Origin of the sequence: Lysinibacillus sp. FSL M8-0337, from assembly GCF_038593855.1 — a bacterium.
Lineage (GTDB): Bacteria > Bacillota > Bacilli > Bacillales_A > Planococcaceae > Lysinibacillus > Lysinibacillus sphaericus_D.
This window is the reverse complement of record NZ_CP151996.1, coordinates 4,011,666-4,029,942: the sequence shown is the minus strand read 5'-3', so window position 1 is coordinate 4,029,942 and position 18,277 is coordinate 4,011,666. Positions and strand designations below refer to the sequence as shown.

The 18,277-nt window shown below is 41.5% G+C and carries 10 protein-coding genes, 2 rRNA genes and 2 riboswitches; all 12 genes read left to right on the top strand.

Annotation, left to right across the window (positions count from 1 at the left end; translation table 11 throughout):
* Nucleotides 1-57: 57 nt before the first annotated feature.
* The 12 genes from MKY08_RS19605 to MKY08_RS19550 all read left to right on the top strand — a co-directional run bounded on the left by MKY08_RS19605 (nt 58) and on the right by MKY08_RS19550 (nt 18,265).
* A complete protein-coding gene (locus tag MKY08_RS19605; RefSeq protein ID WP_256093160.1) occupies nt 58-1,326 on the top strand; it encodes a NosD domain-containing protein in 1,269 nt (422 codons plus the stop codon).
* Nucleotides 1,323-1,775: a nitrous oxide reductase accessory protein NosL gene (locus MKY08_RS19600; RefSeq protein ID WP_069511281.1), complete on the top strand. Its 453-nt coding sequence runs from the start codon at nt 1,323-1,325 to the stop codon at nt 1,773-1,775. Before MKY08_RS19605 ends, MKY08_RS19600 begins: the two co-directional genes overlap by 4 nt.
* The gene (locus tag MKY08_RS19595; protein ID WP_256093174.1) at nt 1,775-2,584 is read left to right on the top strand and encodes an ABC transporter permease subunit; all 810 of its coding nucleotides are present in this window, start codon (nt 1,775-1,777) and stop codon (nt 2,582-2,584) included. Before MKY08_RS19600 ends, MKY08_RS19595 begins: the two co-directional genes overlap by 1 nt.
* The gene (locus MKY08_RS19590; RefSeq protein ID WP_069511279.1) at nt 2,584-3,261 is read left to right on the top strand and encodes an ABC transporter ATP-binding protein; all 678 of its coding nucleotides are present in this window, start codon (nt 2,584-2,586) and stop codon (nt 3,259-3,261) included. The genes MKY08_RS19595 and MKY08_RS19590 overlap by 1 nt, the downstream gene beginning before the upstream one ends.
* A gap of 218 nt (nt 3,262-3,479) precedes the next feature.
* On the top strand, nt 3,480-4,424 hold the full coding sequence (locus MKY08_RS19585) for a MoxR family ATPase (protein ID WP_069511277.1): 945 nt from the start codon (nt 3,480-3,482) through the stop codon (nt 4,422-4,424).
* Nucleotides 4,421-5,602, top strand: coding sequence for a DUF58 domain-containing protein (locus MKY08_RS19580; RefSeq protein ID WP_069511275.1), 1,182 nt, complete (start codon nt 4,421-4,423; stop codon nt 5,600-5,602). Before MKY08_RS19585 ends, MKY08_RS19580 begins: the two co-directional genes overlap by 4 nt.
* A complete protein-coding gene (locus MKY08_RS19575; RefSeq protein WP_069511273.1) occupies nt 5,599-7,806 on the top strand; it encodes a transglutaminaseTgpA domain-containing protein in 2,208 nt (735 codons plus the stop codon). The genes MKY08_RS19580 and MKY08_RS19575 overlap by 4 nt, the downstream gene beginning before the upstream one ends.
* Before the next feature lie 35 nt (nt 7,807-7,841).
* Nucleotides 7,842-7,943, top strand: a riboswitch (purine riboswitch).
* A gap of 155 nt (nt 7,944-8,098) precedes the next feature.
* On the top strand, nt 8,099-9,652 hold the full coding sequence (guaA, locus tag MKY08_RS19570) for a glutamine-hydrolyzing GMP synthase (protein WP_024363990.1): 1,554 nt from the start codon (nt 8,099-8,101) through the stop codon (nt 9,650-9,652).
* Nucleotides 9,653-9,845: 193 nt separating this feature from the next.
* Nucleotides 9,846-10,514: an MOSC domain-containing protein gene (locus MKY08_RS19565; protein WP_069511271.1), complete on the top strand. Its 669-nt coding sequence runs from the start codon at nt 9,846-9,848 to the stop codon at nt 10,512-10,514.
* A 1,020-nt stretch (nt 10,515-11,534) separates the two neighbouring features.
* Nucleotides 11,535-11,636: riboswitch (purine riboswitch) on the top strand.
* A gap of 130 nt (nt 11,637-11,766) precedes the next feature.
* Entirely contained in the window at nt 11,767-13,071 is a 1,305-nt protein-coding gene (locus tag MKY08_RS19560; protein ID WP_069511267.1) for an NCS2 family permease, read from the top strand.
* Between the two features lie 410 nt (nt 13,072-13,481).
* Nucleotides 13,482-15,033 (top strand): 16S ribosomal RNA (locus tag MKY08_RS19555).
* 304 nt (nt 15,034-15,337) lie between these two features.
* Nucleotides 15,338-18,265, top strand: a 23S ribosomal RNA gene (locus MKY08_RS19550).
* Together the 16S and 23S rRNA genes form the textbook arrangement of a ribosomal RNA operon.
* The last annotated feature ends 12 nt before the right edge of the window (nt 18,266-18,277 follow it).

The following is an 18,277-nucleotide window of genomic DNA, read 5'->3' as shown; positions in this document are numbered from 1 at the left end:
AGAAGGGCTAGGGGAATTTCCTCTAGTCTTTTCTTACTGAACTTGGAGGTACTAAAGGTGAAAAAAATAGGATGTGTCTTATTGTTTTTGCTATGTATAAGTTCGACTGCCTATGCAAAATTTGATATACAGGAGGCAATCGACAGAGCGGAACCTGGGGCAGTCGTCAACATTCCAGCAGGTCATTATAAAGGGAATTTAATTGTGACAAAAAACATTACATTGCGTGGAGAAAAAGGCACAGAGATTGCAGCCGTTGGGGAAGAACCAGCAATTCGTATTGAAGGTGCAGACGCAGTAATGATTGACAATATGACGCTATCGGGAAAAAAGGGAATTGTTGCTAGTAAGGTGGAAGGTCTTGTGCTACGACAATTGAAAATTAACGACGTGCATAGTGCTATGCATATTCAACACGGCGAAAATGTCCACATCCAACATGTTGAAATAGTTGGCACTTTGGCGCATTATTCGAAAAAGGGTAATGGTATAGCTATTTATCAAAGCGAGAAGATAGTGGTTGAAGATAGTAATATTAAACAAGTGCAAGATGGTATTTACGTAGAAGAGGTTGACGGCATTGTTGTTCAACGCAATACAGTAGAGAATAGCCGTTATGGTACGCATTTTATGTATACTGAAAATGCTAAAGCTCTAAACAATACGTATGCGAGCAATGTAACAGGATTGATGGTGATGATGACCAGCGGCATTACGATTAAGGACAATCTAGTCATCAATCATAACGATATGAATGGCAGCGGAGCATTGCTATATGATGTGCAACGTGCAGACCTTGCTTATAATACGATGAAGAACAATCGAACGGCCATTGCATTACAAAAAAGTGCAGAGGTTCAAATTATGCATAATCATTTTCAAATGAATCAAACGGCCATTGAAGGAACAAAGGTAGATGACCAAACAGTTGTGCAAAATAATCAGTTTACTGGCAATATATTAACCGCTCGCTCCGATCAACAAGGCTTTCAGTTAGCGAGTAATTATTATGATGATTATGTTGGAACGGATTTAAAAAATGACGGTACTGGCGATGTTCCATATGTCGCTGTATCTAGCTTTGGACAATGGATGGTCAGACAGCCAGTGTATCAATATTTTGTAGCGTCACCAAGTGTTGTTTTACTAACTTCACTGGATCAGCAAATCAATAAAAGTGCGAGGACGGTGCTTGTTGATGAAACGCCGAAACTGGTGAAAGACCAAAGTGTAAAAAAAGCAGATATGGATATAGCACAGTTTTTGCTAGGTCTATTTTTTATTTTAAGTAGTGTATGGCTATGGAAAAGAGGTTTGATGGAATGAAAAAGTGGATACTAATAATTTGCGTTAGTTGTTTACTGGCTGTAGGGTGTAGCGAAAAAACGTTTAAACCACGTGACATTGTCAATGAAACCGATGTTTGTAAAGTTTGTAATATGTCAATTGTGCATAACGAGTATGCCGGACAAATTGCCTTGAAAAATGGTGACTATGAAATGTTTGATGATATTGGGTGTTTAATTGAGTATATTGCGACAAATGGGGACGAAGAGGTTGGAGCTGCATTCATTAAGGATGCAAAAGAGAATAAATGGATTGATGTTTCGAAGGCGACGTTTGTCTACAACAAAGATTATTGGACGCCGATGAATTATGGTGTACTTGCTTTCGAAACGCAAGAAGCTGCGCAATCGTGGATGGCTACTGAAGGTAAGGGACAAGTGCTTACTTATGAGGATTTAAGCGATTTTAATTGGGGGATTCATCAGTGATGTACAGCATGCTCATCAAACTTGAATTGAAACAAATGTTGCGCAGTCGGTGGATGCAATTAGTTGGCTTACTCTTCACTTTTGTTTTTACATCGATTATAGTTATCCAGCAAATGGCACTGCCTGATGTAGAAGGTTTTACTCGTCAAACCGCTTCGTTTTTAAATGTCCTTTTATTTTTATTGCCTCTATTTATTTTGACAATTGGCAGTATGAGTATTGCTGGTGATATAGAGACAGGGTGGTTTTCTTTATTAAAAACTTATCCGATGACGCGTAAACAATATATTTTTGGAAAGTATTTAGCTACTGTTATTGCCTTTTTATTAATCGTGATGGTGGCGTTTGGTGTTGTTTTAGCACTTGGCGGATTACTTGGTGGCGTACGTTTGCCGTTTATTTTTATAAGTCTAACATTATTATGCATTGCTATTTTTACTTCCTTAGCGCTAGCTATTGGGGCGGTAGCGAAAACGAGATTATTTGCGCTATCGCTGTCGTTAGTTTTATGGTCATTTTTCTTATTGCTTCTGTCGTATGCCTTAATGGCAATTGGCACAGTAGTTGCAGGGCATCTTTTACAAAAGCTAACGATTATTGTTATGCATATTAATCCTGTAGAATGGTTGCGCTTTGGTTACTTTATATTTACAAAACAGGCCAGTGTGCTTGGTCCATCTTTTTATAGTGTGACAGCATTTTATGCATCACCATTGGGCTATGTGGTATATGGATTGGTAACATGTTTGTGGGTAGCTTTACCGCTTGCCTTTACTGCAAGGAGACTAAAGAAAGGGGAGAAGCGGTAGTGTTACTAGAGGCGAATCATCTATCGAATGTCTATGAAAATAATAGAGGGCTTAAAGACGTATCCTTTACTGTGCAAAAAGGGCGTATTTTAGCGTTAGCAGGTGGTAATGGAGCAGGGAAAAGTACGCTTATTCGCCTGTTAACTGGACAGGAGAAACCGATGTCAGGGGAGCTGAAATGGCAGGAGAGTCAGGCGATTCGTTATATGCCAGATGATGTAGATTTTCCCTCAATGTTAACGGCAGCAGAAGTTTTGCAGTTACTGTCCTCTTTGAAAAGAATAGATAAAAAAGAGCAAGAGCAAGTATTGAAACGTGTTGGCTTGTGGGACGTTAGAAAGCAAAGGGTTCAACAGTTTTCGAAGGGAATGCGGCAACGGTTAAATCTTGCACAAAGTTTACTAGGTGCGGGGTCGCTCCTTATTTTAGATGAACCAACGAATGGACTAGACCCATTTTGGATTGCAGAGCTGAAAAAAATGATGCTGGAACAAAAGGAAATGGGCAATACAGTGATATTTTCTACACATTTACTAGGATTTGTAGAGGAAGTAGCGGACGATGTGTTAGTGTTACATGAAGGGAATATATTACTTTCAGGAGACTTAAAAGAAATTTTGAGAAATGAAAATGTTGCTACACTAGAGAGTTTATGGTTGAAAAAATTAAATCTGTAACATTTTTGTAAATGAAACGTTATACTATTAGGTAGGTTTGTTTGATAAGAAACATCAAACAAACCTCTTTTTATAGAGGCATATAAAATATGTTAATTTATGATTTTAACTGGATAATGGCACATTAATTGTGTTACGAAACAGTTTTCGATATGCTTGAACTAAATTATCGTGCAATTCAAATAATTAGTTAGCGAAAATGGGAGGTTTTTTGTTTTATGAATTTACAAATCCAAATGGTATTAGAAAATATAGAGAAAGTAATGATAGGAAAGAGAGAGGTAGCAGAACTTAGCATTGTAGCCTTGCTTGCAAGGGGACACGTATTACTTGAGGATGTGCCAGGAGTTGGTAAGACCATGATGGTACGTGCGCTTGCTAAATCCTTCGATGCCCAATTCAAACGTATTCAATTTACTCCCGATTTACTGCCCTCAGACGTTGTAGGCGTTTCAATCTATAACCCAAAAACAATGGAATTTGAATTTCGTCCAGGGCCGATTATGGGCGATGTAGTTTTGGCTGATGAAATTAATAGAACGTCACCGAAAACACAATCGGCATTACTTGAAGCGATGGAGGAGGCGTCTGTTACTATTGATGGCAATACACTTATGATTAATCAGCCATTTTTCGTTATGGCGACGCAAAACCCTATCGAACACGAGGGTACGTATCCTTTACCAGAGGCGCAGCTAGATCGCTTTTTACTAAAAATAAAAATGGGCTATCCAACGAGAGGGCAAGAAGTAGAAATACTGCGTCGTGCTGAAAATGGCAAGTCTATTGAAAAAATTGATGCTGTGCTTTCGGTCGCACAATTAATTGAATTACAGCAACTTGTGCAAGGTGTTTATGTGGAGGACTCCGTTAAAAATTATATGGTTGAACTGGCTTCTCAAACGAGAGAAAATAGCTACGTGTATTTAGGGGTTAGTCCTCGAGCGACTATTGCTTTGATGAAAGCATCTCAGGCATATGCATTTATGAAAGGTCGCAGCTATGTGATACCGGACGATGTTCAATATTTAGCGCCCTATGTCTTTAGCCATCGATTAGTGCTCAAGCCAGATGCGCGTTATGATGATGTAACAGCAGAAGAAATTATTGAACGTATTATTGCGAAAACGCCTGTACCGACGAAGAGGTTAGCAGAGCAATGAAGAAATGGCGAGCCCTTTTTGAAAAAAGTAAACATTTTCTATTAGTGAGCTTTCTGATACTTATTACGTTTTGTTATGCTATGTTTCAAGGTGGATTTGTCAGCTGGTTTGTCTTTTTTACGGTAAGTCCATTTTTGTTGTATGCTTTTATATTCCAACTTGTGCGGGAGGAAATATACAGTGTAGAGCGCAAAATTGAACCTTCTCATGTAGAAAGCGGACAATCGGTTCAGGTGACAATAAGTGTAGAAAGAAAAACGCGTTTTCCATTTGCGTATATGCTGATGGAAGAACTTGTTGGTAGCGAGATGCTAGTGAAGTCAAAGGTTCAAGAGAAAGACGCCATAAAATTCGTTGGTTTAAAAAAAACGTTTACTTGGCGTTACACACTTGAAAGCTTGTCACGTGGTGAGCATCGTTATTTAGGTGCGCAAATCATCTTCCATGATTTTTTCGGATGGGCAAAGAAGCGCATTTTGGTAGAAAAAGAACAAATCGTTCTAGTTTATCCGAGAGTGCATGATATAAAATATGCTACATTACAAACAAAATTAGATGTTGGGTCCATGATGACCCCTTATTCCATTGTGAAGGACACATCAATGGCTATAGGTTTACGCGAATATGTACCAGGTGACCGCTTTTCGTGGATTCATTGGAAGTCTTTTGCAAAAACACAAACACTTCAGTCAAAGGAATTTGAAGATCGTCAATCACAGGAATTGATGTTAATGCTCGATGTAGGTCCTTCTCCGTTATTTGAAGAGAAGGTGGAGTTGGTCGCTTCAATGCTTAGTGCGATTGTACGAGGGCGTGGGGATATTTCCTTTGTTTCAACAGGTGTAAAAACAAAAGTGTTTTCTTCCATCCAAGGTGAAAAGCAATTAGATCGAGTGATGCATCATTTAGCTTGTGTCAAACCTGTTGAAAATGCCAAATATCAATTGCGTGATACCCAAGTCCTTCAGCGTGTGGCAACGCTTCTATATGTTACGAGTGATATATCAGATGAATTACTACATACTTTAGGTAATACGGTGAAAAGTTGTATTTGTTTTGTAGTATCTCAAGAGACACAGGCACGTTCTGATGTAACAAAGCGTTATAAACATATTCAAGTCGTACATGTAAACCAAACAGATTATTACCACTTGTTCACGGAGGTGATGAAGCCGTGAAAAAATCACTAGAACATTTTATTGAGCTAGCTTTCGCGTACGTCATTATTTTCTTTATATTACGTGAGTGGCTAACACCAGTTATGCAATTAACCAATACAGGTTTAAGTCAGTTGTTTCTAGTTTTTATCGGCTTAGCACTAGTGCTTTCTTTATTTAAAGTTCGACCGTTATTGTCCGGGCTTATAAAGTTAGGTTATATTACATGGTTTGTTATATTTGTTTATAGCGAGAATCCGTTTTTTTCAGGACACACCATTCCATTTTTAGTGAATGAAGTGACGTGGAACATGGTGAATATTTTTTCAGGGAATTTTGGACAAGTATCAGATGCATTTAGAACAGTATTGTTTTTAGCGTTGATTTGGATGTTAATCTATTTAATTCACCACTGGATTACAGTGCATCATAATATTTTCTACTTCTTCGTACTAACCGTATTTTTCATCGCGACACTTGATACGTTTAGCGAATATAATGGAAAGCTAGCTATTATTAAAGTAATTGTGCTTGGTCTAATTATGACGGGTGTACTTTTTTTAAAACGTTTAAGACTTCAGCTCGATGCACCGAGTGATATGCTTAGAAAGTGGAAAATTGTTTTACCAATGCTTATTTCGGTGGCACTTGTCAGTATGGTGGCATTCTATTTACCAAAAGCAGGACCTACATGGGCTGATCCAGTACCGTTTATCAAAAGCGTTACAGGGCAAGATGGTGTAGGAGATGGACAAAGAACAGTTGGCTATAGTGATGATGACAGTAGGTTAGGTGGGCCGTATAAAGGAGATAATACATTAATTTTTACGGCAACCTCACGTGATCGCCATTATTGGCGTATTGATACTAAAGATACGTATACATCGAAAGGCTGGGTGTTATCAGGTGAATATATGGGGGAAGCTGTTTTTGAAAACGATACCCCAATTTATACATCCTTACAGGTTGGGCCACGAGAAAATGAGCGGCAAATTCAAATGGATATGGCTGTCCCTATGCCATTTTTAATTCAAACATATGGCATGTTATCCGTTTCGGCAGAGGACCCTACCTTGTATATTCAAGATGGACAAACCGAAAAAATAGTAACAAAACAACCGAGTGGCGAATTGGTGACGACGGATAATGGTAGTAATAAATTACTGTCTAATTATACGATCACTTATAGTGAGCCAAACTATAGTTTGCAACAGCTTCAAATGTCTGAACCAGCTATGTTAGAAACATTAGATCCTTCTTATAATCGTTTTTTACAATTACCTGACACACTTCCACAGCGTGTACAAGATTTAACGCTCGATATAACGCGTGATAAAGCCTCTGTATACGAAAAAATAAAGGCAGTGGAAGGCTATTTTTCAAAGGGAAACTATAGATACGATAAAAAAGCAGCAGCTATTCCTGCTGAAAAACAAGATTATGTAGATCAATTTTTATTCGATACAAAAGTAGGTTACTGTGATAACTTTTCTACATCCATGGTTGTTATGCTCCGTTCTATCGGCATTCCCGCTCGCTGGGTGAAAGGTTTTGCACCAGGTGATGCAGGGGCGTTATCAAATGGTCTGCGTGAATATAAAGTGACGAATGACAATGCCCACTCTTGGGTAGAGGCATATGTTCCAGGCACAGGGTGGATAGAGTTTGAACCGACAATTGGCTTTTCTGGTACAGTGAATATTGATTATGATTTACAGCAAAATCAACCTCAGCAAGAAGAAGTACTACAACCAGAAGAAAAACCAGCGCAACAGCAAAAGAAAGAGCAACCAACAGAGCAAACAGCTAACAATTCAGCTTTTAGCTTAGACCGTGTATGGGCTTGGGTGAAATCGTTAAAATATGTTTGGTTCACGCTAATGGCTTTACTCATTATTATTGGTGTGGCTTTATTTGTACAACGAAAAACATGGATTCCTAAAATGCAGGTGCGTGTCTATCGCAAAAAAGAAGCGGATTGGTCAAGTTTTGATGCTTCCTATCAAGCATTAACGAAGCAGTTAGGGCGCATTGGTTTAAAACGAAAACATGGCGAAACATTGCGAGCGTTTGCTGAACGGGTAGATGCATCGTTAGAGACAGAAGAGATGCAAAAGTTAACGGCCGTATACGAGCAACATATTTATGGCAAGAATGCACAAGATGTTGACTTCGTTAAACTGCGGGAAAGTTGGGAATATTTAATCAATCGCACAATCGGTTGATTTTAATGGGTACAAAGAGTAAAATGAAAAAAATTATATATGATTAGGATGGCTTTCATATAAGTTCGAAAATAGGGTTCGGATGTTTCTACGAAATCACCGTAAATGATTTCTCTATGAAGGTGAATGTTTTGGCTAGGTGAGAAGTTTTATACATCACTTTTCTTTGTTACGCATTCCCCTTTATATATCAAGAGCTTATGGACGCGTAGGAAGTTTTTTTTACTTTCATACGCGTTTTTCTTTGAACATATGAAAACGTCCTTTAAAAATAGAAGAAGAGGTGGAAATATTGTCAGCAAGCCCTTTATTAAAAGAGCAAGAAAAAATCGTCGTTCTAGACTTCGGTAGCCAATTTAACCAATTAATTACGCGTCGTATCCGTGAATTTGGTGTTTTCAGTGAATTACACCCACATACGATTACAGCAGATGAAATTAAAGACATGAATGCAGCAGGTATTATCTTTTCAGGTGGTCCTAACTCTGTTTATGATGACAATGCATTCCATGTAGATCCAGCTATTTTCGAATTAGGTTTACCAATCCTAGGTATTTGCTATGGTATGCAATTAATGGCGCATACGCAAGGCGGTAAAGTAGAAGGCGCTGAAACACGTGAATACGGTAAAGCGGAAGTTCAAGTAACGGCTGCTAATAAATTATTCGGTGATTTACCAACAGAACAAATCGTCTGGATGAGTCATGGCGACCACGTAACAGAAGTACCTGCTGGCTTTGAAATCATTGCAACAAGTGCATCTTGTCCAATCGCTGCTATGGCAAACGCAGAACGTAAACTATATGCAGTACAATTCCACCCAGAAGTTCGTCACTCTGTATATGGTAATGATTTACTACGTCAATTCGTATTCGATATTTGTGGCGCTAAAGGCGATTGGTCAATGGCAAACTTTATCGAAATCGAAATTGCTAAAATTCGCGAAATCGTTGGCGATAAAAAAGTATTATGTGCACTTTCAGGTGGGGTAGACTCTTCTGTTGTTGCAGTGCTTATTCATAAAGCAATCGGTGACCAATTGACTTGTATGTTCGTAGACCACAACTTAAACCGTAAAGGTGAAGTTGAACAGGTGATGAAAACTTTCACAGAAGATTTCGATATGAACCTAATTAAAATCGATGCACGTCAACGCTTCATGGACAAACTTGCGGGTGTATCTGATCCAGAGAAAAAACGTAAAATTATCGGTAACGAATTTATTTACGTATTCGATGAAGAAGCTTCAAAATTAGAAGGTATGGATTTCCTTGCACAAGGAACGTTATACACAGACATTATTGAATCTGGTACGTCGACTGCGCAAACAATCAAATCTCACCATAATGTAGGCGGTCTTCCAGAAGACATGCAGTTCAAATTAATTGAACCATTAAAAACATTATTCAAAGACGAAGTTCGTGCACTTGGCTTAGAACTTGGTCTAGATGAAAAAATTGTTTGGCGTCAACCATTCCCAGGTCCTGGTTTAGGTATTCGTGTACTTGGTGAAGTAACAGAAGAAAAACTTGAAATTGTTCGTGAATCTGATTTCATCTTACGTGAAGAAATCGCAAAAGCTGGTCTTGATCGTGACATTTGGCAATACTTCACGGTATTACCTGATATTCGTTCAGTAGGTGTAATGGGCGATGCTCGTACGTATGACTACGCAATCGGTATCCGTGCTGTAACGTCTATCGACGGTATGACTTCTGACTGGGCACGTATCCCTTGGGACGTACTAGAGAAAATCTCTGTACGTTTAGTAAACGAAGTAAAACACGTAAACCGCGTGCTGTATGATATTACATCGAAGCCACCAGCAACAATTGAGTGGGAATAATCGCAAATAGCAAGAGTCCTAAATGCCCTGATAACACAGGGGTTTAGGGCTTTTTTTGTTGCGTGGGAATGACGGGTGTAACATGGAGACAGACCATAAACCATTGTAGAAAGAGTGGAATTGCTGGAAAAGTGTTGGATGTAGTAAACTAAGTTTATGAAATGACGTTGGCTTTTAATTGAGGGGGATGAAAATGGAGAAAAGTATTGCGACGATTCACACATTAGCTGTCGGTATGCCAAAAGAATTGAACTATAGCAACGGGCGATCAATGATAACAGGAATTGAAAAACAAGAAGTACAAGAAGTTTATTTGGGAAAGAGTGGATTTGAGGGAGATGATGTAGCAGATAAAAAACATCATGGTGGACCTGATCGTGCTGTTTGTTTATATCCTGCAGAGCATTACATACAATGGGAACAAGAACTAGGAAAAAAATTGCCGACTGCAACATTCGGTGAGAATTTAACGGTAACGAACATGTTGGAAGCGGATGTTTGTATAGGAGATACTTATAAAATTGGAAATGCTGTTATTCAAATTACGCAAGGGCGTATTCCGTGTAGCACGATTGATAGATATGCAAAGGCAGATATATTGCTCAAACGTTTAATTGAAACGGGATATACGGGCTACCTTGCACGTGTGCTAATCGAGGGAACAATCAGTGCAGATTCAACGATTGAATTGATTGAAAGACATCCTGCGGGTATATCTGTTTTATATTGCAACGAAGTCTATTATAAAAACAATGATGTAGGTGCGATGAAGAACATTCAAGCGGTGGATGCATTAGCGTTAGATTGGCAACAAAAGTTAGGAAAAAAGATTCAGTCGTTGCAGAGTCGAGTAGGGAAGTAAAGCACAAAAGTATAAGAACCCCCTTTAGCTTTTAGGCTATAGGGGGGTTCTTATTTATGTAAGGAATTTCAAACGATTAGCTTACTATCAAATGAATTGCATCCTAAATAGCATGTTATTACAATAAAATCGTCTAAAAACTATAATTGTTTGTGTAGTAATGAGTAGTGAAAAAATTGAAAGGAATGGTTATGATGTTACGAAAATATAAGTATAGCGTGATTTTATTTAGTTACATATCACTGGTGCTTGTATTGCCAAAGCTTTTTAATTCGCCCGCTAATCAGACTGAACTAAATACTTTCTTAATGCTATTTTGTCTTGCACATGGAATGGTTTGCATCATAGCCTTTATATCATTACATAGCCAAATAATTCTTGGTTTGAAAGATATTCGAAACAAACCTTTAAAATTTATTCAATTGTTTATTGTTGGATTGTTGTTACTATATCTAGGTGTAATGTTTATAGATCCATTGGTTGATTCCTTTGCTAACTCGTCAAATCAATCTAGCGTCAACCATGTTTTGCAGATAGCGCAAGGTATGATGCTATTTATCTTTTTGTTTCCAGTCGTTTTGCTGGGGCCGGTGAATGAGGAGATAATATTTAGGGAAATCATCCTGAAAAAGTTAAAGACAAAGATAGGGGTATATTTCTCGATTGGAATTTCGAGTTTCTTATTTGGCCTTTTACATGTACATAGCTTTTCAGAAATTGTTCAAGTGATACCTTACTTTTACTCTGGGCTCATCTTTGGGGTGATTTATTACAAATCAAATTTTAATATCGTGTATTCAATTACCCTCCATATCTTTAATAATTGTATTGCGATGCTCTTTGCACTTTAGTGCTAACGCTAAAAAGAACTCATAGAAAAAGAGTTCTTTTTCTTTATTTTTCTGTGTTTTTTCCAAAAACTGAACATTAATTCCGTATTTTATACGAACTTTCGTATTTTTTTTATAAGAAATGTTCGGAAATGGGGTTGAAATCTAAAAAACGAAATGATATATTACGATTGTAAATTAAATAAGTCGTCGTATAATGTCGGGGATAAGGCCCGTGAGTTTCTACCAAGTTACCGTAAATAACTTGACTACGATTTTAGTTTTATACGAATGTATAGTAACTAATTTATTTCACACATTATGAGTGCTGAAATGTATCGTAGACATGCGACTAGTAGAGTAGTCAGCGTGTCTTTTTTGTTTTCGGTATTGAAGACGACAATACGGAGGATCTTTCAAAAATGAAAAAATATTTCATGTTCGATGAATTAGGTACTAATTATCGCCGCGAAATAATTGGTGGTATTACAACATTCCTTGCCATGGCTTATATTTTAGCGGTTAACCCAGGTATTCTGGAAAATGCAGGAATGGATAAAGGTGCTGTATTCGTAGCAACAGCATTAGCAGCAGCAGTCGGTTCTTTGATTATGGGTATTTTCGCTAAATTCCCAATCTCATTAGCCCCAGGTATGGGATTGAATGCATTCTTTGCTTTCACTGTAGTAGGAGCGTATGGTATTCCTTGGCAAACTGGGTTAACAGGTGTGTTTTTCTCAGGGATTATTTTTATTATCCTTTCACTTACAGGTATTCGTGAAACAGTTATTAATGCAATTCCAGCACAACTTAAATATGCAGTATCAGCTGGTATTGGTTTATTTATTACATTCGTAGGGTTACAAGGAGCGGGTATCGTTGTAGATAGTCCAGCAACTTTAGTAACATTAGGTGCATTTACAGGTTCAACTCTTTTAGCGGTGTTCGGTATTATTATTTCTGTCATTCTTATCTTAAAATTCCGCAGCGTCGGTATTTTCTTAGGGATGGTTATTACAGCGGTCGTTGGTATGATCACAGGTGTCATTGCACCACCTGTATCGGTTGTATCAGCAATTCCAAGTGTAGATTCAACATTTATGGTTGCACTTAAACCGATTTTTAATGACTTTGATTCTTTAATAAACGTTAAATTTTTAGTCGTAGTACTAACATTTTTATTCGTTGACTTTTTCGATACAGCAGGGACATTAATGGCTGTTGCTACTCAAGCTGGTCTAGTAAAAGACGATAAATTACCACGCGCAAGCCGTGCACTTATGGCGGATGCATTAGCTACAACAATTGGTTCGTTATTTGGTACTTCAACAACTACTGCTTATGTAGAATCAACTTCAGGTGTAGCAGCAGGTGCCCGTTCAGGTTTTGCTGCAGTTGTTACAGCAGTGCTATTCATAATCGCGCTATTCTTCTCACCATTACTTGCTGTTGTTACTTCAGCGGTAACAGCACCAGCACTTGTTATCGTAGGTGTATTAATGGTTTCATCATTACGTTTAATTGAATGGGATAAATTCGAAATTGCAGTTCCAGCGTTCTTCACAGTATTAATGATGCCGCTTGGTTATTCAATTGCAACAGGGATTGCAATTGGTTTCGTATTCTATCCTGTAACAATGCTTTTAGCAGGTCGTAAAAAAGAAGTTCACCCAATGATGTACGGATTGTTCTTTGTCTTCCTTGCATACTTTATCTGGGTTCGATAATGTAAAGACGATAAAGCTCCTCTTTGTGAAAACGAAGAGGAGCTTTATATTCGAAATTGCTTGAGTACCTGACACTTAATATACTATAGAAGAAACTACTAGTTATTATTGACTGAATAGTTTTATTTCAATTAAACACTTGCAAACTATGATACGAGATGTTATATTTAAACACGTTGTTACGAAACATGTGAACAACACAATGTGAGAAAATAATAGTTGACATCATATTGAATGTATGTTAAATTATAAAAAGTTACTTGTTAGTAACTAGCGAAATGAACCTTGAAAACTGAACAAGCAAAACGTAATCAATAAAGTTTTTACTAGCTAACTTCGTTAGTGAACAAAACAAAATTTTGGACATCAAAATTGATGCCAGCAAAACAATTTGAGCTAATCAAATTTCTTTTATGGAGAGTTTGATCCTGGCTCAGGACGAACGCTGGCGGCGTGCCTAATACATGCAAGTCGAGCGAACAGAGAAGGAGCTTGCTCCTTCGACGTTAGCGGCGGACGGGTGAGTAACACGTGGGCAACCTACCTTATAGTTTGGGATAACTCCGGGAAACCGGGGCTAATACCGAATAATCTATTGTTCCTCATGGGACAATACTGAAAGACGGTTTCGGCTGTCGCTATAGGATGGGCCCGCGGCGCATTAGCTAGTTGGTGAGGTAACGGCTCACCAAGGCGACGATGCGTAGCCGACCTGAGAGGGTGATCGGCCACACTGGGACTGAGACACGGCCCAGACTCCTACGGGAGGCAGCAGTAGGGAATCTTCCACAATGGGCGAAAGCCTGATGGAGCAACGCCGCGTGAGTGAAGAAGGATTTCGGTTCGTAAAACTCTGTTGTAAGGGAAGAACAAGTACAGTAGTAACTGGCTGTACCTTGACGGTACCTTATTAGAAAGCCACGGCTAACTACGTGCCAGCAGCCGCGGTAATACGTAGGTGGCAAGCGTTGTCCGGAATTATTGGGCGTAAAGCGCGCGCAGGTGGTTTCTTAAGTCTGATGTGAAAGCCCACGGCTCAACCGTGGAGGGTCATTGGAAACTGGGAGACTTGAGTGCAGAAGAGGATAGTGGAATTCCAAGTGTAGCGGTGAAATGCGTAGAGATTTGGAGGAACACCAGTGGCGAAGGCGACTATCTGGTCTGTAACTGACACTGAGGCGCGAAAGCGTGGGGAGCAAACAGGATTAGATACCCTGGTAGTCCACGCCGTAAACGATGAGTGCTAAGTGTTAGGGGGTTTCCGCCCCTTAGTGCTGCAGCTAACGCATTAAGCACTCCGCCTGGGGAGTACGGTCGCAAGACTGAAACTCAAAGGAATTGACGGGGGCCCGCACAAGCGGTGGAGCATGTGGTTTAATTCGAAGCAACGCGAAGAACCTTACCAGGTCTTGACATCCCGTTGACCACTGTAGAGATATGGTTTTCCCTTCGGGGACAACGGTGACAGGTGGTGCATGGTTGTCGTCAGCTCGTGTCGTGAGATGTTGGGTTAAGTCCCGCAACGAGCGCAACCCTTGATCTTAGTTGCCATCATTTAGTTGGGCACTCTAAGGTGACTGCCGGTGACAAACCGGAGGAAGGTGGGGATGACGTCAAATCATCATGCCCCTTATGACCTGGGCTACACACGTGCTACAATGGACGATACAAACGGTTGCCAACTCGCGAGAGGGAGCTAATCCGATAAAGTCGTTCTCAGTTCGGATTGTAGGCTGCAACTCGCCTACATGAAGCCGGAATCGCTAGTAATCGCGGATCAGCATGCCGCGGTGAATACGTTCCCGGGCCTTGTACACACCGCCCGTCACACCACGAGAGTTTGTAACACCCGAAGTCGGTGAGGTAACCTTTTGGAGCCAGCCGCCGAAGGTGGGATAGATGATTGGGGTGAAGTCGTAACAAGGTAGCCGTATCGGAAGGTGCGGCTGGATCACCTCCTTTCTAAGGATATTTTCGGAATACAAACCTTGGGTTTGTAAGATTACGTTTTGCGTTCAGTTTTGAAGGTTCATCATTACGATGAAATACTTCAAAACTTGTTCTTTGAAAACTGGATAAAACGACATTGAAATTGTAACAAACACATTTATTTTTTTAAGTTTTTTATAGGCTTAATAACAAATGAAGGTTTCGAGATACGAGTAAGACAAGGAAGCGATTGAGTGAGAGAAGGAGCGTACCTCTGTACGTGACTGACCGAACGAATGAAGCTGACGCTGGATTACGATGTATATCGGAAGCTGCAGGTTAAGTTATTAAGGGCGCACGGCGAATGCCTTGGCACTAGGAGCCGAAGAAGGACGGCACTAACACCGATATGCTTCGGGGAGCTGTAAGTGAGCTTTGATCCGGAGATTTCCGAATGGGGGAACCCACTACGTTTAATCGCGTAGTATCTTGACGTGAATACATAGCGTCTTGAAGGCAGACCCAGGGAACTGAAACATCTAAGTACCTGGAGGAAGAGAAAGAAAAATCGATTCCCTGAGTAGCGGCGAGCGAAACGGGAAGAGCCCAAACCAAGAGGCTTGCCTCTTGGGGTTGTAGGACACTCTATACGGAGTTACAAAGGAATGAGTTAGATGAAGCGACTTGGAAAGGTCCGCCAGAGCAGGTAAAAGCCCTGTAGTCGAAAGTTCATTCCCTCCAGAGTGGATCCTGAGTACGGCGGAACACGTGAAATTCCGTCGGAATCCGGGAGGACCATCTCCCAAGGCTAAATACTACCTAGTGACCGATAGTGAACCAGTACCGTGAGGGAAAGGTGAAAAGCACCCCGGGAGGGGAGTGAAAGAGATCCTGAAACCGTGTGCCTACAAGTAGTTAGAGCCCGTTAATGGGTGATAGCGTGCCTTTTGTAGAATGAACCGGCGAGTTACGATTACGTGCGAGGTTAAGCTTTAGAAGGCGGAGCCGCAGCGAAAGCGAGTCTGAATAGGGCGAATTAGTACGTGGTCGTAGACCCGAAACCAGGTGATCTACCCATGTCCAGGGTGAAGGTGAGGTAACACTTACTGGAGGCCCGAACCCACGCACGTTGAAAAGTGCGGGGATGAGGTGTGGGTAGCGGAGAAATTCCAATCGAACTTGGAGATAGCTGGTTCTCTCCGAAATAGCTTTAGGGCTAGCCTCGTGATGAGAATACTGGAGGTAGAGCACTGTTTGGACTAGGGGGCCATCCCGGTTTACCGAATTCAGACAAACTCCGAATGCCAGATATTTATACACGGGAGTCAGACTGCGAGTGATAAGATCCGTAGTCAAAAGGGAAACAGCCCAGACCACCAGCTAAGGTCCCAAAGTAATCGTTAAGTGGAAAAGGATGTGGCGTTGCACAGACAACCAGGATGTTGGCTTAGAAGCAGCCATCATTTAAAGAGTGCGTAATAGCTCACTGGTCGAGTGACGCTGCGCCGAAAATGTATCGGGGCTAAACGATTCACCGAAGCTGTGGATTGACATCTACGATGTCAGTGGTAGGAGAGCGTTCTAAGTGCGTTGAAGTCAGACCGGAAGGACTGGTGGAGCGCTTAGAAGTGAGAATGCCGGTATGAGTAGCGAAAGACGGGTGAGAATCCCGTCCACCGTATGACTAAGGTTTCCTGAGGAAGGCTCGTCCGCTCAGGGTTAGTCGGGACCTAAGCCGAGGCCGATAGGCGTAGGCGATGGACAACAGGTTGATATTCCTGTACCACCTCCTCACCGTTTGAGAAATGGGGGGACGCAGTAGGATAGGGTAAGCGCGCCGTTGGTTGTGCGCGTCCAAGCAGTAAGGCGTGTGTGTAGGCAAATCCGCACACTGTAACGTTGAGCTGTGATGGCGAGTCCGTATGGACGAAGTTCCTGATTTCACACTGCCAAGAAAAGCCTCTATCGAGGTGAGAGGTGCCCGTACCGCAAACCGACACAGGTAGTCGAGGAGAGAATCCTAAGGTGTGCGAGAGAACTCTCGTTAAGGAACTCGGCAAAATGACCCCGTAACTTCGGGAGAAGGGGTGCTCTTGAGCGTGCAAGCGCATGAGAGCCGCAGTGAATAGGCCCAGGCGACTGTTTAGCAAAAACACAGGTCTCTGCAAAACCGTAAGGTGACGTATAGGGGCTGACGCCTGCCCGGTGCTGGAAGGTTAAGAGGAGTGGTTAGCGCAAGCGAAGCTGCGAATTGAAGCCCCAGTAAACGGCGGCCGTAACTATAACGGTCCTAAGGTAGCGAAATTCCTTGTCGGGTAAGTTCCGACCCGCACGAAAGGCGTAACGATCTGGGCACTGTCTCAACGAGAGACTCGGTGAAATTATAGTACCTGTGAAGATGCAGGTTACCCGCGACAGGACGGAAAGACCCCGTGGAGCTTTACTGTAGCCTGATATTGAATTTTGGTACAACTTGTACAGGATAGGTAGGAGCCAGAGATCTCGGAGCGCCAGCTTCGAAGGAGGCGTCGGTGGGATACTACCCTGGTTGTATTGAAATTCTAACCCATGCCCCTTAGCGGGGCAGGAGACAGTGTCAGGCGGACAGTTTGACTGGGGCGGTCGCCTCCTAAAAGGTAACGGAGGCGCCCAAAGGTTCCCTCAGAATGGTTGGAAATCATTCGTAGAGTGTAAAGGCACAAGGGAGCTTGACTGCGAGACCTACAAGTCGAGCAGGGTCGAAAGACGGGCTTAGTGATCCGGTGGTTCCGCATGGAAGGGCCATCGCTCAACGGATAAAAGCTACCCCGGGGATAACAGGCTTATCTCCCCCAAGAGTCCACATCGACGGGGAGGTTTGGCACCTCGATGTCGGCTCATCGCATCCTGGGGCTGTAGTCGGTCCCAAGGGTTGGGCTGTTCGCCCATTAAAGCGGTACGCGAGCTGGGTTCAGAACGTCGTGAGACAGTTCGGTCCCTATCCGTCGTGGGCGTAGGAAATTTGAGAGGAGCTGTCCTTAGTACGAGAGGACCGGGATGGACACACCGCTGGTGTACCAGTTGTCTTGCCAAAGGCATCGCTGGGTAGCTATGTGTGGACGGGATAAGTGCTGAAAGCATCTAAGCATGAAGCCCCCCTCAAGATGAGATTTCCCATTACGCAAGTAAGTAAGATCCCTCAAAGACGATGAGGTAGATAGGTTCGAGGTGGAAGTGTGGTGACACATGGAGCTGACGAATACTAATCGATCGAGGACTTAACCAAAAAGTTTGAAAC